The sequence below is a fragment of the Marinobacter sp. DSM 26671 genome, from assembly GCF_900112835.1.
Classification (GTDB): domain Bacteria; phylum Pseudomonadota; class Gammaproteobacteria; order Pseudomonadales; family Oleiphilaceae; genus Marinobacter; species Marinobacter flavimaris.
Window position 1 is genome coordinate 1 of sequence record NZ_FONF01000008.1, and the last position, 26,184, is coordinate 26,184.

The following is a 26,184-nucleotide window of genomic DNA, read 5'->3' on the forward strand; positions in this document are numbered from 1 at the left end:
CGACCACGCCCTTGGAGAGCCCGCAGGCACGGGCAATGCGCTCATGGCTCAGGCCCGCTTCGTACTTGAGGCGCAAGACCTCGATGATCTGTCGCATGGAAATCCTCGCTGCCGGCATCCGCCCTTCCTCGTGATGAAAAAGAAACGGGTATGCCGGATAAAGTTGAAGAATTCCAGCGTGTTGGCAGTGATTCCGGCATCGTGACCGGCGATTCCGGAAAAACGCCCGAAATCGGTCACGATAAAACGGAATGAGCGGTCACGATCGCCCGGAACAGGCGGTCACGTTCAAACGGAATGGGTGGTCACGATGGGCCGGAATATGCAACAGGTTGCCAGACGCTCTTCATCAATTCGGTCACGCATCGGTGACCTCATTTCTTGACGATAACGCCGGGGCTGAAAGGCTCAGCTCTGAAGCAAGGCTCTCGGCTCGAGCTTTGGCGTTGGCGACTGACACGCGGTGCCGCTCGTCGCCAAATTCCTGATATTCAGCGGTGACTTCGTAAATGGTGTCCACCCCGAGGTATTTGCTCAACGTTCTGAGGTGCGGCACCAGGTGGCCAGACTCTTCTCTTATTCCGCCTTTTTCAAAGCCAAACTCTCCGCTGGAGGTCACGATGATCAATGTCTTACCGGAGAGCAGAGGCTGCAGCGGGAAGTCCCCTCGTTCGAGATCGAAATCAAACGTTTTGCCGATACGTACGATCTGATCGAACCAGGCTTTTAGCTGAGCCGGCATACCGTAGTTGTACATGGGTGAGGAGATCACAATAACGTCGGCTGCTGAGACCTCAGCGATAAGTGTATCAGAGAGTGCCAGTGTCTCCTGCTGCGCCGGGGTCCTATCTTGCTCCGGGGTAAACACCGCGCCAATCCAATCCTGAGTGATGAAAGCGGGTGGGTTCACGCCAACATCACGATAGATATATTCATCCTCAGGCCGGTTCTGTTTCCAGGTATCAATGAATCGGCGGGCGACATTTTTCGAGATGGAATCGTGATCCGGGTTCGGGTTTGTCGCGGCTCTGACGCTTGAATCAATGTGTAATAGTGTGCTCATGTTCATTTCCTTGGCTGATTGATGACAGGAGCTAGTTTGTGGCGCTGGATGGACTTGCACAAACGGAAAAATTACACTTGCAGATGAATTAAACTCATCCAAACGTTCATGAACTCGTGATTGACCTGGAGATTCACATTGCAGGTGTCATTACAGGCGCTGAAAGCCTTTGAGTCGGCTGCCCGCCGGGGTAGTTTCAAGTTGGCGGCAGAAGAACTTTCGCTGACGCCGACAGCCATCTCACACCATATTGGCAACCTGGAAAACCGATTGAATGTGAGCCTGTTTCATCGGCAAGGAAGACGGATATCCTTGACGGGAACGGGTATCCGATTAGCCAAAGCGACCTCGGAAGGGTTTCGGAAAATCGACAGCGCTTTGGAAGAGGTGGTGAAGGCAGGCAATACAGTCAGGGTGACGACGACATCATCCTTGGCAGCGATGGTGCTGATCCCTTCCCAGCACGATTTCGAACAAGCCAACCCCGAGATTTCTGTGGAAATATCGACCGGCGAGTCGGTCGACAGCCAATCCTACATCATTCCCATTCGATTCGGGGATGTCTCAGTTGCTGAGCCTTCTGATGTCATTCGATTTGAGTCATTCAATGTATTTGGTGCCTATGGAATGACGCCTCCCTCCTGGGAAAATGCCCCTTTAACCCTTTTTACCACGGAGTGGAAAAACCAAGCGTTACCGGCCCCTCCCCTCGCCGATTGGTTAGAAAAAAATGGACTGCAGGGGGCAAATATCCAACTCAAAACGTTTGATCAGGAGCTTTTCGGGATCCAACAGGCTATGGCAGGCAACGGGCTGGTGTTCTGCTCTACAACGCTCGTCGAACGGCTGTTGAAGGCCAACGTTCTGCAGCACTTCGACACGCAATCGGTAACATCAGATTTGTGCTATTACGTTCCAGGTAGGGATAGCTTCGAAACGAGGAGTGCGGCCAAATTCCTGAATTGGATCGAAGATATCCTGAACCAGTAATACATACAGTCATTTTCATTTTTCATGGACATCAGCCCAATAAAAACCGGAGAACGCCAATGACCGCCTACGTGATCGGCAACATCACCGTAAAAGACCCCGAGAAATGGGCAGAATACCGCAGCCTTGTTCCGGAAACGCTGGTTCCCTGGGATGGGGAGCTGGTGCTTCGGGGTACACGGGCAAAGGTGCTGAGTGGGCAATACCGGCACACCGATACGGTGGTTATCCGCTTTCCCAATGCGGATTCCGCCACCGATTGGCACAATTCCCCTGCCTATCAGGCATTGGTGCCGTTACGCACCCAGGCAGCGGATGTGGATCTGGTGACTTTCGAGGCCGATTAATAACTACTGCCACCACCAGCACCCTGGCGCCTATACTGGACAGCAAACCAACAGAGAAGCGCCATGGAAAACAATTCAACAAGCCTGAGCATGACCGTCCTGATGACGCCGGACAAAGCCAATTTCTCTGGCAATGTGCACGGCGGCACCCTGCTGAAGTACCTGGATGAAGTCGCCTATGCCTGCGCCAGCCGTTACGCCGGGACGTATGTCGTTACTCTGTCCGTCGACCAGGTGATGTTCCTCCAACCCATCCAAATTGGCGAGCTGGTCACCTTTCTGGCCAGCGTGAACTACACCGGCCGTACCTCCATGGAGATCGGCATCAAGGTGGTTACCGAGAACATCCGCGACAAGTTGGTTCGCCATAGCAACAGCTGCTTTTTTACCATGGTGGCGGTTGATGACAACGGTAAAGCCGTCGCCGTGCCGCAGCTGGTTCCACGTACCGATGATCAGATCCGGCGATTTGCCAACGGTAAGGAGCGCCGCGCCATTCGTGCCGAACTGGAGGAACGCTACAGGGAGCTGCATAAAAAATGAGTCCGGCGCAAATAACTGAAGCAGATCTATTTTTTCGAATTTGAACGTGACTTGGTCGCAGTAGATTTACTCGCTCTCGCAATGATCATTTGCTAACGTGCAAAGCGTCCAGGAGGACGTGATCTCTCAGTAAACAAAAGGAATTGGATCATGGATCACAGTGACCGTGAGTATGTCTCCGCTGCCATCAACTTTTTCTGGGGCGATGGCACGGCCTCACCTGAATCCGTCAATGAACGATCCGCTGAGGTCGTCTATACCGCAGTAACCGAGTCGCAATCGTGCTCAGCTTCCATGGACCTGGTTCCCAGACCGAGCGGCGGCAAGCCAGGAATCTCCTATATCGTGAAACAAGTGGCTGGCATCGGTAAAAACATCGCTTCCGGTAACAGTCAGACTTATTACATTTGCAAGCTGCAAGTCAGCCAGAATTTCCGCTCTGAAATCCACATGGCACTAAAGGGAATTTGAGATGTTCAAGATTGGATTGATCGCTGTTGCTTTAAGTTTGTCCGTTGCTGTTCATGCCGGTAACCGAATCGAGCTTTTGTACTCGGACTTGAGATTCAGCATTCCGGCAGGTTTCGCCGCTGTTGGCGATATTGGCGACAGCCAGAACATGTTGATCTTCCGATACGGCGACGAGCTAGGTAAACGATTCCTGGCATTCGCAGACATGACCCACGATGAAACGTTGGAATACGGCTGCCCAGCGGCCACTTTCTTCGAGGCTGTTTTCTTTGAGACAGCTGCAGCCGATTGTGACCAGACGTTGATCGGGGCCGTGCACGAGAATTTTGTCAGCGGCAGAGATGTCGCCACCTGGACGCAGGATTCCTATTCACTCGCCTACTCCGACCACGGGAACAAAGCCTTCCTCTTTGTGATCGGCAAAGATGCAAAGCTGCTAAAGATTGACTCCGATTTTCTTGATGGCGAATCCCTCAAGCGCATCGCTGAAGACATTTAATTCCAGCAACAAATAAATCAAGGAAGATTATGAGACTATCCCCCCTCCCCCTCGTCGTTCTCTGCCTGTTTATGGGCTTCACCTTCTGGGTGATGGCCGGCGCCGAGCAATCGCTCCTCGCATTCGGCGCCCAGTTGATGTCGAGCCCCGATACCGCACAGGTTGTTATCGATCTCTACATTCTCGCGGTATTGGCTTGCATCTGGATGTACCAGGATGCCAAACGTCGAGGCAAAGGATTGGGTTACCTGGTTCCGTTTTTCGTTCTGACAGCAGTGTTTGTCTCCGCAGGGCCCTTGCTGTATCTGGTTCTTCGAGGTGGGCGCGAGACTGAAGCCGGTAGGCTTTAACCGTTCGCATCAGCCAAATCAGCGTCGGCCATCTTTGAGCACCCGAGCTACAATGCTAACGTTGAGTGGTTTCAGTCAGCCAGACTTCGGAGGGCCCCATGGCAGGCGGATGGTCTCGTGATGGTGCGGTTCAGGAACAGATCGACGCAAGCGTTGAGGATGAAATCCAGCGCGCACGCAGCCAGTTGGCCAAAGGCGAAAGTGCCGAGGAATGTGATGAGTGCGGAGCACCAATTCCAGAGGCCCGGCGCAAGGCCATTCCCGGTGTTCGTTTGTGCATTGACTGCCAGTCGGCCCATGAAAAGGAGCGCAGCCAGTCTGGCGGCATCAATCGCAGAGGCAGCAAGGACAGCCAGCTGCGATAGAGACGGCCCACAAAGTAGCCTGGGCGGCGGTTAAAGAGGAATATCGCAAGGAGGGCGACAGGTGGGTCAAAGGCAAATCCCAAGAATGAATCGCCATAGCACACCCTCCCGGACTAGCGTTTGAATATGGACATTTCAATCGAACCGGGGCGGGCTGATCATCTTGATGGCATTCACGCTCTGGTCCTCGAATGGGGTTACACAGCCAGCAGGCTCCGAACGAAAGCATGGCTCGAGGCAATCGCTAACTCTCCCGACCATCAGCTTTTCGTCGCCCTTTCCGGGGGTTCGGTCGTCGGATGGATAGCAGTGGAAAAGCGCCTGTTCCTCAGCGAGCTGTTTGTCGCGGAAATTACAGGCCTGGTTGTAGGCTCCCGGGCACGGAGGGCTGGTATCGGCCAGCTATTGGTCCAGTCTGCTGAAGACTGGTCCAGCTCTATGGGACTCCCGCGGGTGGTGGTACGCTCTAATGTAACGCGCCTGGAGTCTCATGGCTTTTATCCGGCGGTTGGTTATACGCAATCCAAAACAACGCATGTCTACACCAAAGACCTCAAGCAGCCCGGATCGGAGCCCTGAACGCCCCGGCCTGAAAAACGGCGCTCTCCCAGCAAAGGAAACTGCATGAAAATCTATGGCGATACCCAATCCGGGAACTGCTACAAGGTTCAGCTCGTTTGCCAACTGCTGAACATCGACCACCAGTGGATTGATGTCGACATTCTGGCGGGCGACACAAAATCCGATGATTTTTTGAAAAAGAACCCGAATGGCAAGATTCCTCTGCTGGAGCTGGATAGTGGCGAGACGCTGTCAGAGTCCAACGCCATCATCAACTACCTCGCGTTCGGCTCTGATCTGTACCCGAATGACCGCCTCGCTCAGGCCCGCGTTCTGCAATGGCAGTTCTTCGAACAATACAGCCATGAGCCGTTTATCGCCGTTGCGCGCTTCATCAACAAGTACCTGGGACTGCCGGCAGACAAAGCCGACGAGTATGCCGCCAAGCAAACCGGCGGGCACAAGGCCTTGCAGGTGATGGAGCAACAACTGGCAGAGACGCCATTCCTGGCGGGTGAGAAGGTCACTACTGCAGATATCTCACTCTATGCATACACCCACGTCGCGGATGAGGGTGGTTTTGAGCTGGAAGCCTACCCTGCGATTCGCGCATGGCTGGATCGGGTTGCGGCATTACCGAATTTCAGGCCTATGGTTTAGGAGTCCTTTGTAATTTCCTACCAATCCCCGTATGAAACCCAAAGAGTTCGAACAGGGTCAAGACAATGAGTCTGGGAACAAATTTCGAATTGATGGCCGCCTACAATCAGTGGATGAATGAAAAGATCTATGGAGCGGCAAGGGGCCTTGAACAAACCGAGTTGGCCAAGGATCGTGGCGCGTTCTTCGGCTCCATTCTCGGAACGCTCAACCACATTGTTGTTGGCGACACCATTTGGCTAAAACGGTTCGCCATGCACCCAACGTTTAGCATTGCCCTGAAGGAAGTCGTAGATCTGCCCTCACCCAACAAACTGAACGATATCCTGTTTGAGGACTTCGCCGCACTGTCGGAGCGGAGGGCCTGGCTCGACAACCATATTATCTGTTGGGTTGGCACGTTGTCGGATGACGACCTGAACGTGGTTCTCCGTTATCAGAACACAAAAGGGGTTCCAGCGAACCGTCGGTTCTCCAGTCTTCTTCAACACTTTTTCAATCACCAGACCCATCACCGCGGGCAGGTTTCTACGTTGCTCTCACAGGCCGGGGTGGATATCGGGGTGACGGATCTACTGGCTCTGATTCCAGACGAGGGTTTGAAATAACCCTAAGCGAATCTCGAAACCTCATTGAATACGGCATTTCATCGATCATAAGGAAAAACCTGTGCCTGAACTGAAGACAGTCGGTCTTTTTCTCGTCACCGCGCTGGCTGAAATCGTTGGCTGCTACCTACCCTATCTCTGGCTTCGCGAGGGAAAGAGCATCTGGCTTCTCGTACCCGGGGCCCTGAGCCTGGCGGCATTTGCCTGGTTACTTTCCCTGCATCCTACTGCCGCCGGTCGGGTTTATGCGGCCTACGGCGGTGTGTATATCTTTATGGCCATTCTCTGGCTTTGGGCTATTGATGGTATCCGGCCAACCGTTTGGGATCTGGTGGGATCCGGCGTAGCCCTGCTCGGCATGGCGATCATCATGTTTGCGCCTAGAGGCGCATAAATCTGCATCGCGTACCCGATAATCACCACAGATCTGATTAAGCCGTGACCTCCTCTCGGCGCGCTGACGTACAGTAGTCATATGATCGACGTTCCACTTACCAAAACGAAGACGCTAGCGCCTCCTTACACTATGCAACGCTTTTCATATTGGCTTTTCGCACTGCTGCTCCTGGTGACCCCGCCAAGCCACTCAGAGACGGCCGACTGGCAAACAGAGGTGTCCAGAGAGGCTGCAAACCTTGAGCGACTTCACTCCTTGATTGTTGTCCATGAGGGCCAGGAAGTTCTGGCATTGGATTTGAAAAGTGCCGGGCTCGACACGCCAACCAACATCAAATCTCTTTCAAAGACAGTACTCGCCGCGCTGGTGGGTATCGGCATCGAAAAAGGTGTGTTCGAGGGAACCAATCAACCGGTTATTGAAACGCTCGGTGACCGCGTACCCGCCTCCGCCACCAAGGGCGTGGACCGGATAACTCTGGGGCACCTGCTGTCTTTGCAGGCCGGGTTGCAGCGGACATCTGGCCGTTACTATGGCCCCTGGGTGAACAGCGATAACTGGGTGCACCATGTGCTCACCCGGCCGTTCGTGGATGAGCCGGGCGGTCGCATGCTCTACTCCACCGGCAGCAGCCACCTGCTCTCGGCGGCGCTCACCGAAAGCGCCGGGCGCAGCACGCTCGACCTGGCGCGGGAATGGTTGGGCGAGCCACTGAATATAACCATTCCTGCCTGGGGCCGGGACCCCCAGGGGATCTATTTTGGTGGCAATAATATGGCTCTTTCGCCAAGGGACCTGGCAAAAATCGGCGAGCTTTATCGCAATGAAGGCCGCCTTGGTGATCGGCGCCTGTTTCCGGAAAACTGGGTGCGGGAGTCCTGGATTGAACGCGGAAGGTCCGCCTACACAGATGATCCCTATGGCTATGGCTGGTTCCAGCAGCCGCTCGCCGGCGAAATGGGGTATTACGGGCGTGGGTACGGAGGCCAGGTACTGTATGTGATGCCCGCTCGCAAACTGACCGTGGTGATGACCTCTGACCCTACCCCTCCCTCGCCGGGTTCAGCCTTTTTGCGCCGCCAGTTCCAGTTAATTGAGGAGCACATAATTCCTGCCTTGGAAAACTGAAGCGGCCGCCACGCATACGTTTCCTCAACTATACTCACTGGTGGCGAATACCAAGGAGGAAACGAAATGAACAGGATCGCAATTACACTGTTTTCAGCTCTGTTGATCGCGCCAGTAGCAGCGATTGCAGAGAGCATGAAGTCTGAGGCGCCGGCCAACGCTGGCGTGTATTTCGTGCAACCAACTGACGGCGCAACCGTAAACGAAACCTTCAAAGTCGTCTTTGGTCTGCGGAACATGGGCGTAGCACCTGCTGGCGTGGAAAAAGCAGGCACCGGACACCACCACCTGCTGATCGATACCGACGTACCGTCCGATCTGAGCAAATCCCTCCCGGCAACGGATCAAATCAGACACTTTGGTGGCGGGCAAACCGAAACCGAGATCACGCTATCACCGGGTAAACACACGCTGCAGCTTTTGGTCGGTGATCACATGCATGTGCCGCACAACCCGCCAGTGGTTTCCGAGAAGATCACAGTAATGGTGGAGTAACGTTCTACCCTGAACGGAATGGCCAGTGCAGAGTTGCATTTCAGTCAATCCCCTGGGCGTTCGATCATGGTACTGTGAGCGCAAATAATCCGAACGAATCCAGGGGATAGCTGATGCGAAAGAACATTCTGATTACCGGTGCCAGCACCGGTCTCGGGGAAGGCATGGCTCGCGAATGGGCGGCCAAAGGCTGTAATCTGGCGCTCTGTGCGCGCCGGGCAGACAAGCTGGAAGCTCTCCAGCGGGAATTGCAGCAGGCTCATCCGGATATCCGGGTACTCGTCCGAGGCCTTGATGTCTGCGATTACGATCAGGTGTTCGAAGTGTTCCGGGGCTTCCGGGATGAGCTCGGTAGTCTTGATCGGGTGGTGGTTAATGCAGGTATTGGCAGCTCACAGCCCATCGGCCGTGGGCATTTCGCTGCCAACCGCCACACCGCCGAGACCAACTTCATCGCTGCTATTGCCCAGAGTGAGGCAGCCATGGAGATCTTCCGCGAGCAGAACAGCGGTCACCTGGTGTTAATGTCGTCTGTCAGTGGTGTTCGCGGCTTCCGTGGTCCACTGAACGTATACGCTGCCACCAAGGCCGCCGTAGCCTCTTTGGCGGAAGGTCTGCAGCTCGATACCAAGGGTAAGCCGATCAACGTCAGCAACATTATGCCCGGCTACATTCTCACGGATATTAACCGGGACACTAAAAGCGCGCCCTTCCGTGTGGATCTGGAAACCGGTGTAAAGGCCCTGGTGAAAGCCATCGAATCGGAGAAGCGCCGGGCCTACGTGCCCTGGTGGCCATGGACGCCGCTAAGCTATGTATTAAAAGCCCTGCCTTTTGAAGTCTTCTCCAGAGCCATGTGATCAATCGACAAGGTGAATGGACATGTCCGCTTTCAATCCTGCTTATGTCCTTGTGCTACTCGCTTTAAGCTGCCCGAACGCGTGGGGGAGCACCCACGGCTCTGCCCCGCTGAGCGCAGAGGAATCGGACCCTCAAGCACTACAGTGGATGACCGGTTTCCCGCCGCCCGACGACAAGCTGATCGCCCACCCCCAAAGCAATTACTTCAGCTTCCCTAAACTCCGCTGGACTGTCTGTCATATCCGGGAACTGCTGCCGACCACTAGGATCAGCCGCGGCATCGGTGCACCCGATCCACTGCCGTACGCAATGGATAATGGGATCAACGACATTTCGTTCATGCCGATGGGTAGCGACACCCAAATGAACTGGCGCGAGTCTTTGGCTGCGAACTACACCGACGGGTTGCTGATTCTTCACAAAGGCAAGATCGTATACGAATATTACAACGGCTGCCTGAGCGAGACCGGCAAACACGCTGCTATGTCGATGACCAAGTCCCTGACCGGCCTACTGGCTGAAGTTCTGGTGGCCGAAGGCAAACTGGACGATGAAGCAACTGTGGACAGCCTTGTGCCTGAGCTGAAAAACAGTGCTTTTGGTAGTGCCACCGTGCGGCAAGTTATGGATATGACCACCGCGCTGGATTACAGCGAAGACTACGCCGATCCTGAGGCTGACATCTGGCAATACTCTGCGGCAGCCAGCCCCTTGCCAAAGCCTTCTGATTACAGTGGACCGGAGGGTTATTTCGAGTACCTGCAAACCGTTGAGCAAAACGGCGACCACGGCGATGCGTTCGGCTATCGGACTGTCAATTCTGATGCCCTCGGTTGGATAATCGCCCGGGTAAGCGGTAAGAGCGTGGCGAATCTACTTTCTGAACGTCTCTGGAACCCCCTTGGCACCGAACAGGATGCCTACATGACGATCGATGCCAAAGGCACGCCTTTCGCGGGTGGTGGACTGAGCGCAGGGCTCAGGGATCTTGGCAGGATAGGCCTGTTGATGCTGAACAAAGGCAAGTACAAGAATCGGCAACTGTTCCCTGAATCTGTGGTGAATGCAATCCAGGCCGGCGGCGACAAAAAGGCCTTTGCCAAGGCTGGCTACACCACCCTTCCCGGCGGAAGCTATCGCAGCATGTGGTGGATCTTCAACAACGCCAATGGCGCTTATGCCGCTCGAGGCGTTCACGGGCAAACCATCTACATTGACCCCACCGCCAACATGGTTCTGGTACGCTTCGCATCGTTTCCCAATGCCAGTAACAGCAAGATCGACCCAACCTCTCTGCCACTATATCAAGCCGTCGCAGACTACCTAATGAACAGGGATTGAGGAACGCTTGACCACAATGGAATACGCTCAATGATCAAATCCTTTGCCCTGGCAGCGTTGATTGCTGTTCTGCTGGGGTTCCTTGGCTTTCAATACTACATCACCTCCGTGCCGGATCTGGCAGAGCCCATTACCGTGGAGGAATCCCGATTCATCGAGCAGGACCAATCCCTCCTGTTAACGCTACGGGGTGGCGAGGGCCGCCAGTTTACCGTAGGCCTGCGCGGAGACATCGCCAACGATCCGGAACAAACCGCTTTGTTCTTTATCAGCAATCCAGATCTGGTGCCCTATGTGTACTGGCCGGGTCTTCGGAGCAACGACGAAAAACGGGTACTGGAGCTGCTGGAAGATATGGTTGAAAAACAAAAGCAGGAGGCAGCGGTCAGGCAGATTTATGAGGTGCTGAAGAACCGGAACTGAAGCCGCCGGATTCTGGGCGGGCTGGAAAAATGGCTGGGAAAGCGGGTCCAAGAACTCCCCCAGCCAGCGCCACGGTTGTGGCGACTTTCTAGCGCACTTTTGAAAGGAACTTCTGGGTGAGCGGGTTTTGCGGATCGGTAATCACCTGGCGTGCTTCACCGATCTCTGCGATCACACCCTCGTGGAAGTAAGCCACCCGATCAGAGACATCCCGTGCGAACCCCATTTCGTGGGTCACACAGATCATGGTCATCCCCTCTTCTGCCAACAGGCGCAGGGTATCCAGAACCTCGCCGACCAGCTCCGGGTCGAGCGCGGAGGTCACCTCATCAAGCAGCATGTAGTCAGGCTTCATGGCCAGCGCACGGGCAATCGCCAGGCGCTGCTGCTGGCCGCCGGACATTTTGGTGGGATAGACGTCGAACTTGTCACCCAGGCCGACGTGCTCCAACTCTTTCTTGGCAATTTCAATTGCCTCTTCCTTGCTCATTTTCTTGACGATTCTGGGCGCCAGTGCGGCGTTCTCCAGCACAGTCATATGAGGAAAGGAATTCCATTGCTGAAAGACCATGCCCAGTTTCTGGCGCAGCTTGTCCTTATTGGTCTCTTTGGCATGGACATCCACATCATCAACGAGGATCTTGCCCTTGTTGATGGGCTCAATGGCATTGATGCAATACAGGAGAGTTGACTTGCCACTGCCGGAGCCCCCGATAACGCTCACGACCTCGCCTTTCTTTACATCCAGGCTTACGCCTTTCAGTACTTCAAGATCGCCGAAGGATTTATGGACATTCTGTACGCTGATCATATTGCCATTTTCCTCTCAACATACCGGCCGTAGTGGGACAGCGGGTACGAAATAATGAAGTAAAAGATACCAACACCGATCAGAATCTCGAGCGGTTGCTGGGTTCTTGAAATCAGTTGCTCCGACGTGCGCAGCAATTCCATGTAACCGATGACCGAGACCAGGGCCGAGTCCTTGATGACACTGAGTGCAACACCCAGCCACGAGGGGAACACAGCACGCAAACCAATCGGCAACCGAATGTGGTAGATGGTCTGCCATTTGGTCATGCCCAGTGAGCGCGCTGCCGTCTGCATTGAGGGACTGACGCTCTCAAAGCCACTGCGGAACACCTCGCTCATGAAGGCCATGGTATACAGCGAAAGCACAATGGAGCCCGCAACAAACGGCGCCAGTGGATTCCCCATCGCACCGACAAAGGTGGAGAACAGAATAAGCTGGATGATCAGGGGAACACTTCTCAGCACGTCTAGCACGCTACCGAAAAGGACGTTGACGGCCTTGTTGCTCTCGGCACGGAGAAAACCAACGATCAAACCCAGAATAGTGCCCACCACGATGGCGACAACGGAGATGATGATGGTATTCCAGACGCCGGTCAGGATTAGACCGCTATCGCTCCAGGACAGGGGTGTGAATAAGGAATTCATCAGATTTCCCCCTTGAAGAGTCTACGCGCAAGCAATGATGACCCGAACAACACGAGTTTGGTGATCACGAAGTACATCACGGCCGCCACAATGAAGAACTCCAGTGTTCGGAACGACAGCGACTGCAAACGCTGAGTCGTGCCAGAAAGCTCGCTCATGCCCACGAGAATGCCCAGAGAGCTCATCAGGATGGACCAGACAAACTGGTTGGTCATCGGGTGGTAAATGCGTCTCAGCATCTGGGGAAGGATGATGTATCGATACGTCTGGATACTGGTCATGCCCAGGGACTTGGAAGCGCTGTACTGGGTGCTCGGGATCGACTGGAAACCACCCCGGAACGTCTCTGTCAGGTAGCCCGCGTTGATGAAGACCAGTGCGCTCAGTACCGCCACATAGGGGCTGAGGTGGATACCAAATGCTCCAAGGCCAAAATAGGCCATGTAGATCTGGAACAGGGCCGGCGTATTCCGGGCGATCTCGACCCAGACCGTAGCAACCTGGCTGAAGAACTTTGTGTTATTCATTTTGGCGATCGCCAACAGTATTGCGATCACAACGCCCAAAAGCATCGCCAGAACGGATACGTGCAGGGTAACGAAGGCACCGTTCAGCAGCTGGGGCATGTTCTGGAACACAACGTTCCAGTGAAATTCGTAGTCCATACCTTGGCCATTTTATGAATGGTAGGAAACTCGACCAGAGCCCGGTGAGAAGGGCCTTGATCAGAATTTTAGGTCAGGACACGCGAGGGTGAGTGCCCGACCCGGGAACCAATGCAATGACGGCCGCCTGTTTGGCGGCCGTCGGTTCGGCGCTTACTTGTTGTCCCGGAGGGACTTGATCAGATCGGCCGGCGCATCGGTACCGAAGTGCTTGTTGTAAGCTTCGTTCATGTTGCCGTCCCGAATCTGGCGTACCAGGAACAGGTTCAGGTAGTTGATCCAGGCAACCTCATCACGCTTGGCGATGATGCCCACAACGTCGTCGTAGTTGGGAACGTAGGGGCCCGCTTCAAAGTCTGCGAACTCTTCGCTACGCAGTTTGGTCGCGATGTTGGTGTTGGTAGAGATGATTGCGTCGACCTTGCCCTGGTAAAGACCCAGGTACGCATCGTTCTCGGATTTGAAGGAGGTGTAGTTGTCCTTGCCCCAGCCCTGTTGCTCGGCATACGCGAGGTATTCGGTTTCGTAGGTGGTGCCGAGTGCCGCACCGACTTTCAGGTTCTTCAGGTCGTCGAAGGATTCAATGTTCTTGTCCTCGTTGGCGATAACCTGGAATTTGAAGACGAAGTACGGGTAGGTGAAGCCAACGGTCTTGGCGCGCTCCAGTGTATCGGAGGTAGAACCGATAACCACATCAGTCTTGCCGGACACCAGGGAGGGAATCCGCTCGCCCCAGGTCAGGTTGAGAACATTGACGTCTACGCCGAGCTCCTCGCCCAGGTCGTTACAGTAATCGACGTCGAAGCCTGCAGGCTCGTTGTTCTCGTCAAAATATCCCATTGGTGGGAAATCCAGAACCACGCCACAGTTCAAAGTGCCACGTTGAATCACGGTGTCCAGCTGATCGGCTGTCGCGCTTACGGAGGTTACCGCAGCACAAGCGAATACAAGCGGTGCTAGTTTGCGAATCATAGTTATTCTCTCTTTTTCTTTCGTGGGCGAAAAGTGTGTGTCCGTTATGCCTACACAATAGGAGTTATGTGCAAAAAGCATACGTAAAAATACTACCGTAGATTATTTAGTGAAAATTTTTGAAATTTGCCATTTGGTAGGCAATTTTCCTTAATTTCCTCAATATAACCGGATTTTTTGAGCCTGCAACTCGTGATAGCGGCCAAAAAACGAACAAACAGTCATTTTTCATATTCTTAGGTCTATGATTTAACTGATGTTTACACCTCCTTAATCAAAAAGACGAATTTATTACGATAGCAGGCCATTTTAACGGTCTCTGAGCAACACCGCGGGGTTTAACCGCATTGCCCTGAGCGTGGGCAGGAGTCCACCCAGCAGCGCCAGCGAACTGACACCTCCGGCAACCAGTGTCCCAATCCACCATAAATCGCCTGCCGGCAGCTTCAGGGCCAGGTCAGCTACAGGTAAAGCAATTAGCGCACCAAGCGCTGTCGCGAAAACCGTTGCCAGAAAGGTCAGCAAACCGGTTTCCAGCAGCATGGATTGGCGGATCGCTCCGTGACGGGCGCCAAGGCAGTGCAACAGGTTGGCCTCGTAAAGCTGCCGCCTGCGGCTGACACTGACCACGCTGGAAAGCACAAGCAGGCTGGCGAGAAGACTGACCGATGCCACAGCCGCCAGGCCCGCGGCTGCCTTGTTCAGCAGATCGCCTGCGGTTTCCAGCCAGTCAGCGGTGCGCAGCGTGATTACATTGGGGATGGTCTGTGCCAGCCATTGCTGGGATTCCCTGGCCGCCTCATCGCTTTGGTAGACCGCACCAACGTAAAGGCTGATCAAGTCGTCCAGTGCGCCTTGCTGCAATATGCCCTCGAACCAGAATCGGGTCTGCAGCCCTTTTTGCCGGTAAATTGCACGGATTTCGACGTCGATGCTCTTATCCTGTGCAGTAAAGGTGAGCTGGTCGCCCACCCCCAGTCCAAGCTGGTAAGCCTCCCGATCCTCCATGGCCATGTAAGCGGGCTCCCCCTCGGGGGCCGGCGATTCCCACCAGTTGCCCTCCACCAGTTCCAGTGCTTCGGGGTTTCCCGAGAGATAACTCAGTTTGTATTCATCTCCCATGGCTTCTCGCCGAGCTTCGGCGTTATCGGCGAGAACCTCCGCAATCGGCTTCTGGTTAATAGTGTCCAGACGGGATCGGACCATCGGGAGCAACTCGACGCGGCTGGAAGCATCCAACGCTTCCAGGCCGTTTTGCAGCGGTTCCATCTGGTCCGGGAACACTTCATAGAGGATTAGCGCCGGAGACTGTTCCGGTATGGTGGTTTCAAGCGCCCTCAGGAGCGTGGTAACCATCAACGTGCAGGCCACCACAAGCGTCAGTGCGGTACCCAGTGACAGCAGGGTTGCCCGGAGCGGCGAATCCGGCCGGTGCAGATTGGCCAGGGCCAACCGCCGGGCAAACCTGCGGTCGGCAAAACCGCCGTTTTCCAGGGCTTTGGCTCCACGGCGCAACCCCTTGATCAAACCTTCCAGGAGGCCCCAAAGCAGCGTAACCGCCAGCAGGAACAGAAAGCCCAGATGAGGCGATGGGAGCCAGAACAGAGTAGCGCCGATGTAAACGGCCAGCAGCAGATAGCTGGCGATCCGCCAGCTGCGAGGCTCGTTTGGAGCCGCCTCGACCTGTCCCCGGAAAAGCCCGGCCGGCGCAGCAGCCAGGGCTCGAGCGAGTGCCGGCAGTGCAAACACGTAAGCAGTCAGAACAGCGAACAGCCAGCTCAGCAGCAAGGGAACCAACCACAAGGACAACCAACCGACGGCCCCATCGGGCCCCGCCAGAGCAAAGGCATCGCCCGCCAGGCTGATCGCCAGGGCGGAAAGCCCCAGCCCGATACTACCGCCAATAAGCCCTGCAAGGCTGCCCAATACACCAATCTGCAGGAGGTATATGCCGACAAGCGGTTTGCGACGCAGGCCAAGTGTTTGCAAGGTGGCAATTGTGCCCAGCTTTTCATCGAGGTAGGCGTGGATGCTGTTGGCAACGCCGAGGCCACCGATGAATAATGTAGTGAAAGCGATAAGGATGAGTGCTGTGGCAATCTGGTCCAGACGCTCGGAAATCCGTTCGCTGCGCTCGGCAAACGTAGTGATTTCCCATCGCGCATCCGGGAATGCCTGCTCGAATTCCTCAAGCCAGGTGTCGAGATTCTGTTCGGTTTGTACCCGGTATTCGTAATCCACGCGGCTACCCGGGCGAATCAAACCGGTTGCCTCCACGGCCTGCTCGGAAATCATGATCGGCAGACCTCGCCAATTGGCGTTCAGGCTCCGATCCGGTTGCTTCTCGATAAGGCCGCTGATTCGAAAGGTGGCGGCGCCAATCTCAATCTGGTCACCCACCGACTGGCCCAGGCGTTCGGCCAGCAAAGGATCGATGATAGCCCCCCACTGCCCTTCCTTCTGGTCTGTAAGCGCCCCCAGAGATTCATCCGGCGTTAGCTCCAGCTCGCCGTAGAGGGGATAGAGAGCATCCGGAACCAGTATCTCCGCCCGGAAGAAGCCGTCGCCGCCGCTTCCGCTGACGATGGTATCGAATTCCCGAACCAGTGAAATTTTGCCGGTAGCCCGAATCCATTCGAGCGCATCATCGGGCAGCGGCTCGCTGGTATCCAGCTCCACATCGCCACCGAGCAGAGCGCGGGTATCCGCCAGCAAGCTTTGCTCGATCACCCGGTAGAGGCTGGCTGTCGCAGCCACAAGGGTAACGCCGAGAATCAGGCAGGCCAGGAAAATCTTCAATGCAGAGATACGTGACCGCAGGTCGGTGATCGCGAATCGGAGCATCCAGAGCGGGTTTGTGGAGCGTTCAGGAGGCATAGAGACGCCCACCGTCCATCCGGACCCTGTGCTGACAACGCTCGGCAACGCGCTCGTCGTGAGTCACCAGTACCAGCGTGGATTTGCTGTCCTTGTGCAAGTCGAACAGCAGAGAGAGCACTTTCTCACCGGTTTCGTGGTCCAGATTGCCTGTGGGCTCATCCCCCAACAACAGGCTTGGCTGATGAACCAGAGCCCGCGCGATCGCTACCCGTTGCTGCTCGCCGCCAGAGAGCTGCCCCGGGTAGTGCTGCAGCCGATGGCTGAGACCAACTGCCTCCAACATGGCGAGAGCTCGTTCCCGCGGCCTGGCCTCGCCGGCAATCTCAAGCGGCAGACTCACGTTTCCCAGGGCCGTGAGGCCAGGCAGCAGGTGAAAGGACTGGAAAATAATGCCAAGGTGCTCACTTCGCCAGTCGGCCAGAGCATTGGCGTCCATGTCGCCCAGGCGTTGATCGCCGACCAGAATTTCACCACTGGTCGGTCGCTGCAGGCCGGAGAGCAACAAAAGCAGGGACGTTTTCCCGCTACCAGAGGGGCCTGTGATTGCCAGTGTTTCTCCCGGGGGCACCATGAGGGAGGCATTTTTGAGTACAGCAACCTTGCCGGACTCTGTGGGGTACTCGAGAAAAATGTCGGTCATTTCAACACTGGTGGACACTGGCGCTCCTCTGGTTTGATGAATTTCCTGCTCTGTTGCGTACTGGTAAATGATCGGCATCCGCATAAAGTTTAGAGTACGAACCCTTTTTAAGAGTGGCGCACTCACGTTTTTTGGCGCCTCCAAGGAAAAACAGGAGTCCTGACCATGACCGGACCGCTCGATGGCATCCGCATTATCGATCTGACAGCCATGATTTCCGGGCCTCTCGCGACCATGATACTGGCGGATCAGGGTGCCGAGGTTATCAAGATCGAGAATCCGGCGGGTGGAGACTTTACTCGCTCCGCGGCCAATCGGCAGGGCGATATGTCGGCGCTGTACCTCAACAACAACCGCAACAAGAAATCAGTGGCACTGAACCTGAAAGAAAAGGCAGGACGCGACGCGCTGCTTCGACTGGTGGCGTCGGCCGATGTCTTTGTGCAGAACTTCCGGCCGGGCGTCATTGAGCGGATGGGACTTGGCGAGGAGAAGCTGCGCAAGGTGGCCCCGAATCTCGTGATGGTATCAATCAGTGGCTTCGGTGATACCGGCCCCTATTCCCAGCGACCGGTTTACGATCCGCTGATCCAGGGCCTCTCCGGATTGGCCACCGTGCAGGCCGGCGCCGATGAATTGCGTCCGCAACTGGTTAGGACCATCCTGCCCGACAAGCTCACCGGTGTAACCGCAGCCCAGGCGATTACCGCGGCTCTGTTCGCCCGGGAACGCACCGGGGAAAGCCAGCATGTCCGGCTGTCCATGCTGGACGCGATCATCGCGTTTCTCTGGAGCTCCGACATGGGCAGCCAGACCTTTGTTCACAGTGAGGTGCCACAGCAGGAGGCTGCGAGCCTTCAGGATCTCATCTATGAGACCACAACCGGCTACATCACCATTGCGGTTCAGAGCGATCGAGAGTGGCAAGCCCTTATTTGTGCTGTGGACCGCCCGGAGTGGGCGGAGGATCCAAGGTTCCTGACTGCCCGGCTGCGCCAGGAGAATATTGATGCGAGGCTGGAGCTGATCCAGTCGGTCATCAAAACCGATACGGCCGAACACTGGCTGGCAAGGCTTGAAGCCGAACAAGTGCCCTGTGCCCCGGTGTTGACCCGCACTCAGGTGCTCGACCATCCCCAGGTGCTGGCCAACGATCTGCTCTCACACTACGACCACCCCCAGGCTGGCCGACTGCGCCAGGCCAGGGCCCCATCGCGATTCTCGGCCGCACCGGAGCAGCACTGGCAGGGAGCTCCGCGCCTCGGCGAGCAAACCGGCGAACTGCTGGCAGAGTGCGGGTATTCCGCCGAAGAAATCCAGTCGATGTGTGATTCTGGCATCGCAGCCGTGCCTGCCAAATAACATTCTGACGTCACAAATCCACTGCAGCCGGACGATCAAATGCCCGTACCCGTGGTTCACCATCCAGACTACAGCTTCCCATTCCCGGCAAAGCACCGATTTCCCATGGAAAAATTCGGGCTCCTTGCCGATTACGCCCGCTCGAGAGGGCTTCTCACTCAAGCCAATAGCTTTCGCCCTGCCCCATGCCGGCAGGCGTGGCTGACCCGTACCCACTGCCCGGATTACCTCGCCCGTTTCGCCGGCGATCAACTCTCGGCGCGGGAGAAACGGCAGATGAATCTGCCCTGGAGCAAGGGCCTCGTCCGACGCACTTTCCTGGCTCCTTCAGGCACGGTTCTGACGGCGCAGTTGGCCCTCCAGCATGGCATTGCCTGTCACCTGGCCGGTGGCACCCATCACGCCCATTACGATTACGCTGCCGGCTTCTGCATCCTCAACGATCTGGCGATCGCCGCCAATGTGCTGTTGCAACAGGAGGGCATTGAACGTGTGCTTATCTTCGATGTGGATGTGCATCAGGGTGACGGTACCGCTGCATTGTTGGCGAACGAGCCGAATGCCTTTACCTGCTCGATTCACTGTGAGCGCAACTACCCGTTCGAGAAAAAGATTGGCGATCTCGATGTCGCCTTACCGGATGGCCTCGAAGACGGGGCCTATCTTGAGGTTGTCAGCGAAACGCTGCACAAATCACTGGCGTTATCCCGGCCGGATATCGTGCTCTATGACGCAGGCGTGGACGTATTCAGGAATGATCCCCTCGGCCGGCTGAACATTTCCGAACAGGGAATTTTTGAGCGGGACTTTCAGGTGCTCAGTGAATTGAAACGTCGGGACATTCCAGTAGCGACGGTGATTGGCGGCGGCTACGATGATGACCGGGTGAAACTGGCCAAGCGGCACGGGATTGTTGTGGAAGCCGCCAGCCGGGTGTTTTCAGCCGACTGACCTAGTTTTTATTGCTCAAAGCAGAATTAGTCCTCATCACTGAAGGCAGACCGATGGAACTCAGCTGCCTCTTCGGCCTCCGGCACGCCGATCTCATGAACTTCCGGCACCTCTCCTCCGGCCAGCACTTCGAGCACGGCGTGCACCCCCTTGGACAGCGAACTCAGGCTGTAGCCACCCTCCAGAACCAGCGCTAACCGTCCCTCACAGTGTTTGTCGGCAATCGCCTGAACAATGCCTGTGATTACTTTGAAGCCATCGTAGGTGAGGTTCAGGGCCATGTCGTTTCTGTGCGGATCAAAGCCGGCAGAGACCAGCACCAAATCCGGCTGGAAGTAATCCGCCGCCGGCATCAGGATCTCCCGGAACACTTTCTCAAAGGCAACGTCGCCAGCCGTTTCCGGCAGTGGCACGTTGATGGTGTAGCCCTCCCCCAGCCCATCACCGATCTCTTCCAGGTGACCGGATCCGGGATAGAATGGCGCCGCGCAGTGGGTATCGAAAAACAGGACATCGGGGTCTGCCCAGAAAATGTCCTGGGTACCGTTGCCATGATGGGCATCCCAATCGATGATCAGAATCTTCTCACAGCCGAGTTTGGCCTGGGCATGGGCCGCAGCAATGGCCACATTATTGAGCAGGCAGAATCCCCGTGCCCGAACCGGTTCCGCATGATGGCCGGGCGGGCGGATCAGGGCAAACGCGCTGTCACACTCCCCTTTCACAACGCTTTCAACGGCGGCAATGGCGTTGCCGGCCGCAGCCGTGGCGGCTTTGATGCTGTCGGGTGACACCGCCGTCGTGTCTTTATCAAGCCACGCCCGTTTGCCGTCCAGTGAGAAGATGTGGTCAAGGTAGGAGGTGGTGTGTACCCGTGCCAGCTGATCGTAGGTTGCGGCAGCCGCACCCGATTTGAATTGAGTACCTGCCACAGGGTTTTCATCCAGATACTCCTTGATGGCGCTGATCCGCCCGGGGTGCTCCGGATAGCTCCATTTGAAATCCAAGCCCTGAAGAATGGATCGCACTCGCTTTTCCACCCGGCTGGGCATGAACGGAAGATCCACCTCGGGGTTATGCCCGAGCATGATCTCATCGTAAAACACATTCACACTGCGATCGCCGATCATGGCCTGTTTCCTTTTCTTATCCTTGTGATTCCGCCAGCGCCTGCTTAACCACCGAGGTGAATGCCGCCGCGCGAACCCCAGTCGGTTTGAAACCTAGTTTGGTCCAGGCAGCCTTGGCTTCCTTGTTTGAAGCAGAGTATTCGAGGATCAGCTCCGAGGCGTGATGCTCCTCCGCGAAATTGACAAGATCCCGCAACAGTGCCTTCAGGATACCAAGCCCCCGGAAGTCCGGCTCTACCCAGATATCATCAATAACGCCGGACTTGAATTCTGCCGCTTCCGACTGCTCCCAGATGCCCTGGCTTCTCCAGATATAAACATAACCCATACCCACGAGCCCGGCGCTTTTGCTTTCAGCCACAACGAGTCGTCTGTTGGGATCGTCCAGCGCGGAGTGCAGGGTTCGCAGAAGCCGTTTGTACTCGCTTTCCTTCAAATCATGGGGAGGCGCACCCGAAACATGCAGCGCCAGTTTGGCGAGGAAGCCCACCATCTCGGGCAGATCCTCTTCCCGGGCCTCTCTGATCACAAATCCACGCTTCGCTTGATTTACCGCCACTTGCAACTCCCGTTCGACCTTCGCCAAAAGCATGCCAGCCCAATCCCGGAATGATCTGCATTTTCGGGGCGTATACATTTGCGCTACTCTCCAAAGCGTAGTCGCTGGTTGATCGAGCTACAAAAGCGGCAACCCCTACACGGTTCTTTGACCCATTCCTGCCCGGGGTAAGTTTCGATGAGAAAACTCCTGTTGATTCTGGGGATTTCGGTGATCGTTGCATTGTTGTCGACGGTCACATCCCGGCCCATGCTGATTGAAGAGCGGCTGATCCAGATTCAGGCGGAAAATACTCTCCGGGAATTCCCTCGGATCGAGAAAGAGCCACTGGAAGTTCAGGCAGCCTTGCTGGATATGGCAGACGACGAACTGCTGCTACTGAAGGCCCGGGCAGCGTATTTGCGATACCCGGCGATGACACGCGAAGTATTTCCCCTATATGGTCCCGAACCGGAATTCCGGGAAATTCTTCGGCTCTATGGCGAAAACATTCTTCCGCCGATTCACTATTTCCTGAGCAAACCTGTTGGCTCTATCGAGCTGATGAACGATCTGGCGAGCAAATATCAGGCGGCTCTTGAGTTCTTTACCGGAGGCGAAGAAACCGATAACAGTACCGGCGGCCAACAAAATACCTCCCGAAAGGAAAAGCTGACTCCGCAAGAGCGCGGGTGGTACGCCGTGCGCTTTATTCAGGAAGAAGGGCACGATTTCCTGGGCCAGTTCGTATTTAACGAGCAGGGCGACGTCATCTGGGTTCGAACCGAACGGGTGCTGGAGAACATCAACCAGTTCTTCGCAAGTGGTATACGCAACCTTGAGATTCAGCACCGCACCGGTGACGACGTGACCGCCTCTGATATTGGCTGGGCGTCGGTGGATGTTCTGGTTTTTGCCAGCGCGTTGAAGGTACTTCGGGTAGGACGGGCTGTCGCTGTTTCATCCAGAGGCGCTGCCAGGGGTACCCGGTCCGCAGCACTGGCCGCTCGCCTCACGACTAGCGGGCGCATGCTGATGACGACCGCCCGCTACGCAAAATGGCCCGCCGTGATTGGCGTGGGGTATCTGGTGGTCACACACCCCGGTATCATCAATGACGTCCTGGCAGAGGTAGCGGAAGTAATGGGCTACCCGGTAAAGCTGGTGCAGTTTCTCGGGTGGATGCTGATACTACTGCCGGTGTTGTACATCGGCAGTTGGGTATTCCGGTTGATTGTGCGCCCTGCCCTCGGGTTGCTCGGAACCCTGATTATTGGCCTGTCGCACATTGGCCGGAAAAAATCACTTAACACACTGGACTGATTCAGAGACCGCTATGTCCTTTTCCCGCATCTACGAACAGGCCGTTCTTCAGAAAGGCGGCGAGAGCGAGGTTCGCGCACGGCTGCCGAGAGTGGCGGCACCCGGCGAGCTTGAGGCTTTTGGTGACGATCGATACCTTTCGGAAATCACCCGGTGCATCTTCAAGGCCGGTTTCGTCTGGCGGGTGATCGAAAACAAATGGCCGAAGTTCGAAGAGGCGTTCGAAGGCTTTGTACCGCTTTACTGGCAGCAGGTTCCTCCCGAAGTGCTTGAGCGTTTGGCGGGCGACGAACGCATCGTCAGGAACGCTCAGAAAATTCAGACCGTTCCCGAAAATGCGCGGATGATTGTCGATGCCTCCCGGGAACACGGCAGCTTCGGCAAGTTCCTCGCCGACTGGCCCAGCAGTGACCAGGCCGGCCTGCTGATATGGCTTAAACGCAACGGAGCGAGGCTCGGTGGCAACAGCGCCCAGTACTTTTTGCGGCGAGTGGGTTGGGACGGCTTTATCCTTTCACGGGATGTTATTGCCGCGCTGCATAGGGAAGAGGTTTTGGATGCCTCACCCACCAGCAAGAAAGGGCTGATGCAGGCGCAGGAAGCGTTTAATCTCTGGCATGAGGAGAGTGGCCTGCCCTACAGCCACCTCTCGAGAATCCTCTCGTTTACTATCGACTGATCTTGTCACGCGATTTCATTACCTCTTGTTTATTTAATGATAATTGTTATCATTCGCCTCCGCATTAACAACGAAGGCGCATTTTTGTATGAAAGTCATCCGCTCCCGACGCTGCAGCTCTGCAGCACTGGTTTCACTCCTCGGCGCAAGCTCTATGGCCATGGCGCAATCGCAAACCGACGACGCGACCACACTCGAAGCTCTCGAAGTGGTTTCTGATGCGATTACCGCTCCGGACTATATACCTCTGGAAAAAACGCCAGCCGTTGGAAAACTGAACGTTCCGGTTGAAGAGCAACCCTATTCGGTCTCAATCGTCGATCGCAGCTTCATCGAAGATTCCGGCGCCAAGAACATCCAGGACGCCCTGCTCTACACCCCAGGGGTTAACGCGGGCAACTTCGGTTTTGATACCCGAATCGATTCCGCAAAAGTGCGTGGAGTAGACGCCGGCCGCTACCTGGATGGCTTGCGTCAGATCTACGGTTCCTACAACACTGTTCGCACCAATGTGTACGCCCTCGAGAGCATCGAAGTGCTCAAGGGGCCCTCCTCCATGCTTTATGGCCAGAGCGATCTGGGCGGCATCATCAATGGGGTATCCAAGCTCCCGGAAGAGGAACAGGGCGGCGAGATCTGGGCTCAGTATGGCACCTTTAATCACAAGCAACTGGCCGTGGATGTAACCGGCCCCGTCAACGAGAGTGGTGATTTGTTGTACCGTCTGATCGCACTGGGACGCGACAGCGACACACAGGTGGATTATGTGGAAGACGATGGCTACGTGCTCTCCCCTTCACTAACCTGGCGCGCCACCGATGATACAAGCATCACCCTGCTTCTGAACCGTCAGGAGAACAAAGGCCAGGTGTCTGCCCAGTTCCTGCCACAGGCCGGCACCCTGGAGCCGGGTTCTCAGGGTTTCATCGGTTCCGAGCGGTTTGTTGGCGAACCGGGTTGGGATCGTTATGACCGTGAGAAGACCGAAGCTACCCTGTTTGTCGACCATCAGCTGAATTCCAACTGGGCGGTTTCCGCTACGGCCCGTTATACCGATTCCAGCGCAGAAACTCGTGAGCATTGGATCACTATTCCAAGCATTCCTGACGCCAACGGTGAGGTATCACGAACCATTTACACGGCAGACACTGAAACCCGTATCTTCAACATGGACGCTCGTCTCGAGGGCGATGTTGATCTGGGCATGACCCGCCACCGTCTTATTATCGGAGCCGACCGCCAGGATGCCCTCTGGGAACAGGACAACTACTTCTACGGCTATGGTCTGGGCGGAAGATTCGATGTTTACGACCCACAGTACGGCAACCTGAATGACAGCATCATCAACCCATCCGACCGGCCAGACAACGAGATTGAGCAGATTGGCCTCTACGTTGCCGACCACATTGAAATCGGCCCTGTTGTCGTTTCCGCCGGCCTTCGCCACGACTGGGCCGAGAACCGCAGCCTGGCCGTCTCCGGATCAGACACCGTCAGTGATGAAGAAGCCACTACCGGTCGCGCGGGTCTGATGTACCGGTTTGAAAACGGGATTTCTCCGTACATCAGCTACGCTGAAGCCTTCAGCATGAACCTCGGTACCGACGGCACTCCCGAGGCCAATACCCTGAAACCGACAACCGGCGACCAGCAGGAAGCTGGCGTGAAGTATGTTTCACCGGACGAGTCTCTGGGCATCAGCGCCGCGTATTTCGATATTACCCAGGAGAACCGCGTCAGTGATGGCAATACGCCAGGAGGTGTCGAGCAGACCGGCGCCGTGATCGACGGCTGGGAGCTGCAGGTGAACAAACGCTGGCAGCGTTTCGAAACCCAACTGGCCTACACCGATCTGAATGCCAGGGATGACGCCTCTGGCAACCGGCTCCCCTATGTGGCCGAGCGTCAGGCTTCCTGGTGGAACCAGCTCTACATCGCCAACAACTGGCGGGTCGGTGCCGGGGTGCGCTACGTGGGTGACAACGTTGGCTCAGGAGGCGGGCCCGTCGTTCCTTCCGTTACCCTCTACGACGCCATGATTGGCTACACCTGGCAGAACTGGGACTTCACCGTAGATGCCAAAAACCTGGCCGATGACGAGTACATCACCTGGTGCCGCTCCGAAGGCGCAGACTGCGGCTACGGCGAGCGGCGCACTGTGAATGCAAACGCCAAATATCGTTTCTAAAGCTTCATCCTGACGTCTCTGGTCGCCGCAGCCTGAAAACCGCTGCGGCGATCAGCTCTTCTTTTTTTTCTTCTTTTGGGCCTTCTCGTACAACTCGCGCAATGCTTTGGGATTCTTTCCTTTACCCGAGCCGTGAGACTCCAGGATACGCGTCCAGATCGCCTGCTTCTGGTCAGGAGAGAGCTGCTTCCACTCCTTTTTTTCTTGCCTGGTTCGGCCACAGGCTTTACAGATGGCCCTCTTGTTAAACTCGCAGACGTCAATGCAGGGCTTCTTGGTGACGGGCTCCATGG

32 protein-coding genes are annotated in these 26,184 nt (G+C 55.9%); 22 read left to right on the forward strand and 10 right to left on the reverse strand.

The features are described 5' to 3' along the window. Positions 1 to 358: 358 nt before the first annotated feature. On the reverse strand, positions 359 to 1,165 hold the full coding sequence (locus BM035_RS10495) for an FMN-dependent NADH-azoreductase (protein WP_254775473.1): 807 nt from the start codon (positions 1,163 to 1,165) through the stop codon (positions 359 to 361). A gap of 42 nt (positions 1,166 to 1,207) precedes the next feature. Here BM035_RS10495 and BM035_RS10500 point away from each other — a divergent pair, with 42 nt between their 5' ends. From BM035_RS10500 to BM035_RS10580, 17 genes are all read left to right on the forward strand, one after another. Further along, on the forward strand, positions 1,208 to 2,053 hold the full coding sequence (locus BM035_RS10500) for a LysR family transcriptional regulator (RefSeq protein ID WP_254775482.1): 846 nt from the start codon (positions 1,208 to 1,210) through the stop codon (positions 2,051 to 2,053). 59 nt (positions 2,054 to 2,112) lie between these two features. Beyond that, on the forward strand, positions 2,113 to 2,400 hold the full coding sequence (locus BM035_RS10505) for a DUF1330 domain-containing protein (protein WP_053114986.1): 288 nt from the start codon (positions 2,113 to 2,115) through the stop codon (positions 2,398 to 2,400). A gap of 63 nt (positions 2,401 to 2,463) precedes the next feature. Beyond that, complete coding sequence (locus tag BM035_RS10510; RefSeq protein ID WP_008169502.1) at positions 2,464 to 2,943, forward strand: acyl-CoA thioesterase; 480 nt, start codon at positions 2,464 to 2,466, stop codon at positions 2,941 to 2,943. Between the two features lie 150 nt (positions 2,944 to 3,093). Further along, positions 3,094 to 3,414 (forward strand): hypothetical protein, encoded by a 321-nt coding sequence (locus BM035_RS10515; protein WP_014576852.1) that lies wholly within the window; start codon positions 3,094 to 3,096, stop codon positions 3,412 to 3,414. Between the two features lies 1 nt (position 3,415). Next, positions 3,416 to 3,913: a hypothetical protein gene (locus tag BM035_RS10520; RefSeq protein WP_053114985.1), complete on the forward strand. Its 498-nt coding sequence runs from the start codon at positions 3,416 to 3,418 to the stop codon at positions 3,911 to 3,913. A 29-nt stretch (positions 3,914 to 3,942) separates the two neighbouring features. Beyond that, positions 3,943 to 4,263, forward strand: a complete 321-nt coding sequence (locus tag BM035_RS10525) for a DUF2834 domain-containing protein (protein ID WP_008169507.1) — start codon at positions 3,943 to 3,945, stop codon at positions 4,261 to 4,263. A 98-nt stretch (positions 4,264 to 4,361) separates the two neighbouring features. After that, the gene (locus BM035_RS10530) at positions 4,362 to 4,628 is read left to right on the forward strand and encodes a DksA/TraR family C4-type zinc finger protein (RefSeq protein WP_008169508.1); all 267 of its coding nucleotides are present in this window, start codon (positions 4,362 to 4,364) and stop codon (positions 4,626 to 4,628) included. Then, positions 4,625 to 4,717, forward strand: a complete 93-nt coding sequence (locus BM035_RS10535; protein ID WP_075267801.1) for a ChaB family protein — start codon at positions 4,625 to 4,627, stop codon at positions 4,715 to 4,717. Before BM035_RS10530 ends, BM035_RS10535 begins: the two co-directional genes overlap by 4 nt. Before the next feature lie 37 nt (positions 4,718 to 4,754). Then, positions 4,755 to 5,207 (forward strand): GNAT family N-acetyltransferase, encoded by a 453-nt coding sequence (locus BM035_RS10540; protein WP_008169509.1) that lies wholly within the window; start codon positions 4,755 to 4,757, stop codon positions 5,205 to 5,207. Between the two features lie 45 nt (positions 5,208 to 5,252). Then, the gene (locus tag BM035_RS10545) at positions 5,253 to 5,849 is read left to right on the forward strand and encodes a glutathione S-transferase family protein (RefSeq protein ID WP_008169510.1); all 597 of its coding nucleotides are present in this window, start codon (positions 5,253 to 5,255) and stop codon (positions 5,847 to 5,849) included. A gap of 65 nt (positions 5,850 to 5,914) precedes the next feature. After that, entirely contained in the window at positions 5,915 to 6,457 is a 543-nt protein-coding gene (locus tag BM035_RS10550) for a DinB family protein (RefSeq protein ID WP_092031745.1), read from the forward strand. A 61-nt stretch (positions 6,458 to 6,518) separates the two neighbouring features. After that, the gene (locus tag BM035_RS10555; RefSeq protein ID WP_092031749.1) at positions 6,519 to 6,851 is read left to right on the forward strand and encodes a YnfA family protein; all 333 of its coding nucleotides are present in this window, start codon (positions 6,519 to 6,521) and stop codon (positions 6,849 to 6,851) included. A gap of 219 nt (positions 6,852 to 7,070) precedes the next feature. Beyond that, positions 7,071 to 7,982, forward strand: a complete 912-nt coding sequence (locus tag BM035_RS10560) for a serine hydrolase domain-containing protein (protein ID WP_254775475.1) — start codon at positions 7,071 to 7,073, stop codon at positions 7,980 to 7,982. Positions 7,983 to 8,057: 75 nt separating this feature from the next. Then, positions 8,058 to 8,477, forward strand: coding sequence for a DUF4399 domain-containing protein (locus BM035_RS10565; RefSeq protein ID WP_405420962.1), 420 nt, complete (start codon positions 8,058 to 8,060; stop codon positions 8,475 to 8,477). A gap of 113 nt (positions 8,478 to 8,590) precedes the next feature. Further along, entirely contained in the window at positions 8,591 to 9,337 is a 747-nt protein-coding gene (locus BM035_RS10570) for an SDR family oxidoreductase (protein WP_008169520.1), read from the forward strand. A gap of 22 nt (positions 9,338 to 9,359) precedes the next feature. Beyond that, positions 9,360 to 10,679 carry a serine hydrolase domain-containing protein gene (locus BM035_RS10575; protein ID WP_254775477.1) on the forward strand — a complete coding sequence of 440 codons (1,320 nt, stop codon included), beginning with the start codon at positions 9,360 to 9,362 and terminating at the stop codon, positions 10,677 to 10,679. Between the two features lie 30 nt (positions 10,680 to 10,709). Then, positions 10,710 to 11,102: a hypothetical protein gene (locus BM035_RS10580; RefSeq protein WP_092031757.1), complete on the forward strand. Its 393-nt coding sequence runs from the start codon at positions 10,710 to 10,712 to the stop codon at positions 11,100 to 11,102. 88 nt (positions 11,103 to 11,190) lie between these two features. Here BM035_RS10580 and BM035_RS10585 read toward each other — a convergent pair whose 3' ends face one another. From BM035_RS10585 to BM035_RS10610, 6 genes are all read right to left on the reverse strand, one after another. Continuing rightward, positions 11,191 to 11,913, reverse strand: a complete 723-nt coding sequence (locus BM035_RS10585; protein WP_014576841.1) for an amino acid ABC transporter ATP-binding protein — start codon at positions 11,911 to 11,913, stop codon at positions 11,191 to 11,193. Further along, positions 11,910 to 12,563, reverse strand: a complete 654-nt coding sequence (locus tag BM035_RS10590; RefSeq protein ID WP_008169529.1) for an amino acid ABC transporter permease — start codon at positions 12,561 to 12,563, stop codon at positions 11,910 to 11,912. Before BM035_RS10590 ends, BM035_RS10585 begins: the two co-directional genes overlap by 4 nt. After that, the gene (locus tag BM035_RS10595) at positions 12,563 to 13,228 is read right to left on the reverse strand and encodes an amino acid ABC transporter permease (RefSeq protein ID WP_008169533.1); all 666 of its coding nucleotides are present in this window, start codon (positions 13,226 to 13,228) and stop codon (positions 12,563 to 12,565) included. Before BM035_RS10595 ends, BM035_RS10590 begins: the two co-directional genes overlap by 1 nt. Before the next feature lie 153 nt (positions 13,229 to 13,381). After that, a complete protein-coding gene (locus BM035_RS10600) occupies positions 13,382 to 14,200 on the reverse strand; it encodes a transporter substrate-binding domain-containing protein (protein ID WP_092031758.1) in 819 nt (272 codons plus the stop codon). A gap of 309 nt (positions 14,201 to 14,509) precedes the next feature. Then, entirely contained in the window at positions 14,510 to 17,077 is a 2,568-nt protein-coding gene (locus tag BM035_RS10605; RefSeq protein WP_053114981.1) for an ABC transporter permease, read from the reverse strand. Beyond that, positions 17,067 to 17,720: an ABC transporter ATP-binding protein gene (locus BM035_RS10610; protein WP_206076561.1), complete on the reverse strand. Its 654-nt coding sequence runs from the start codon at positions 17,718 to 17,720 to the stop codon at positions 17,067 to 17,069. Before BM035_RS10610 ends, BM035_RS10605 begins: the two co-directional genes overlap by 11 nt. Positions 17,721 to 17,885: 165 nt before the next feature. On the opposite strand from BM035_RS10610, the gene BM035_RS10615 reads away from it, so the two are divergent. Both BM035_RS10615 and BM035_RS10620 read left to right on the forward strand, forming a co-directional pair. Further along, complete coding sequence (locus tag BM035_RS10615; protein ID WP_092031761.1) at positions 17,886 to 19,082, forward strand: CaiB/BaiF CoA transferase family protein; 1,197 nt, start codon at positions 17,886 to 17,888, stop codon at positions 19,080 to 19,082. A 39-nt stretch (positions 19,083 to 19,121) separates the two neighbouring features. After that, a complete protein-coding gene (locus BM035_RS10620; RefSeq protein ID WP_039881763.1) occupies positions 19,122 to 20,033 on the forward strand; it encodes a histone deacetylase family protein in 912 nt (303 codons plus the stop codon). A 26-nt stretch (positions 20,034 to 20,059) separates the two neighbouring features. On the opposite strand, the gene BM035_RS10625 is transcribed toward BM035_RS10620, so the two are convergent. Continuing rightward, positions 20,060 to 21,163, reverse strand: coding sequence for a histone deacetylase family protein (locus tag BM035_RS10625; RefSeq protein ID WP_008169546.1), 1,104 nt, complete (start codon positions 21,161 to 21,163; stop codon positions 20,060 to 20,062). Positions 21,164 to 21,179: 16 nt separating this feature from the next. Next, entirely contained in the window at positions 21,180 to 21,722 is a 543-nt protein-coding gene (locus BM035_RS10630) for a GNAT family N-acetyltransferase (protein ID WP_254775478.1), read from the reverse strand. A gap of 177 nt (positions 21,723 to 21,899) precedes the next feature. Here BM035_RS10630 and BM035_RS10635 point away from each other — a divergent pair, with 177 nt between their 5' ends. The 3 genes from BM035_RS10635 to BM035_RS10645 all read left to right on the forward strand — a co-directional run bounded on the left by BM035_RS10635 (position 21,900) and on the right by BM035_RS10645 (position 25,891). Beyond that, complete coding sequence (locus BM035_RS10635) at positions 21,900 to 23,024, forward strand: hypothetical protein (protein ID WP_092031765.1); 1,125 nt, start codon at positions 21,900 to 21,902, stop codon at positions 23,022 to 23,024. Positions 23,025 to 23,037: 13 nt separating this feature from the next. Then, positions 23,038 to 23,703 carry a DNA-3-methyladenine glycosylase I gene (locus tag BM035_RS10640; RefSeq protein WP_092031768.1) on the forward strand — a complete coding sequence of 222 codons (666 nt, stop codon included), beginning with the start codon at positions 23,038 to 23,040 and terminating at the stop codon, positions 23,701 to 23,703. 88 nt (positions 23,704 to 23,791) lie between these two features. Further along, entirely contained in the window at positions 23,792 to 25,891 is a 2,100-nt protein-coding gene (locus tag BM035_RS10645) for a TonB-dependent siderophore receptor (RefSeq protein WP_092031771.1), read from the forward strand. A 51-nt stretch (positions 25,892 to 25,942) separates the two neighbouring features. Here the strand turns inward: BM035_RS10645 and BM035_RS10650 are convergent, their stop codons facing one another. Then, positions 25,943 to 26,182 (reverse strand): DUF1289 domain-containing protein, encoded by a 240-nt coding sequence (locus BM035_RS10650; protein ID WP_053114972.1) that lies wholly within the window; start codon positions 26,180 to 26,182, stop codon positions 25,943 to 25,945. Between the last annotated feature and the right edge of the window lie 2 nt (positions 26,183 to 26,184).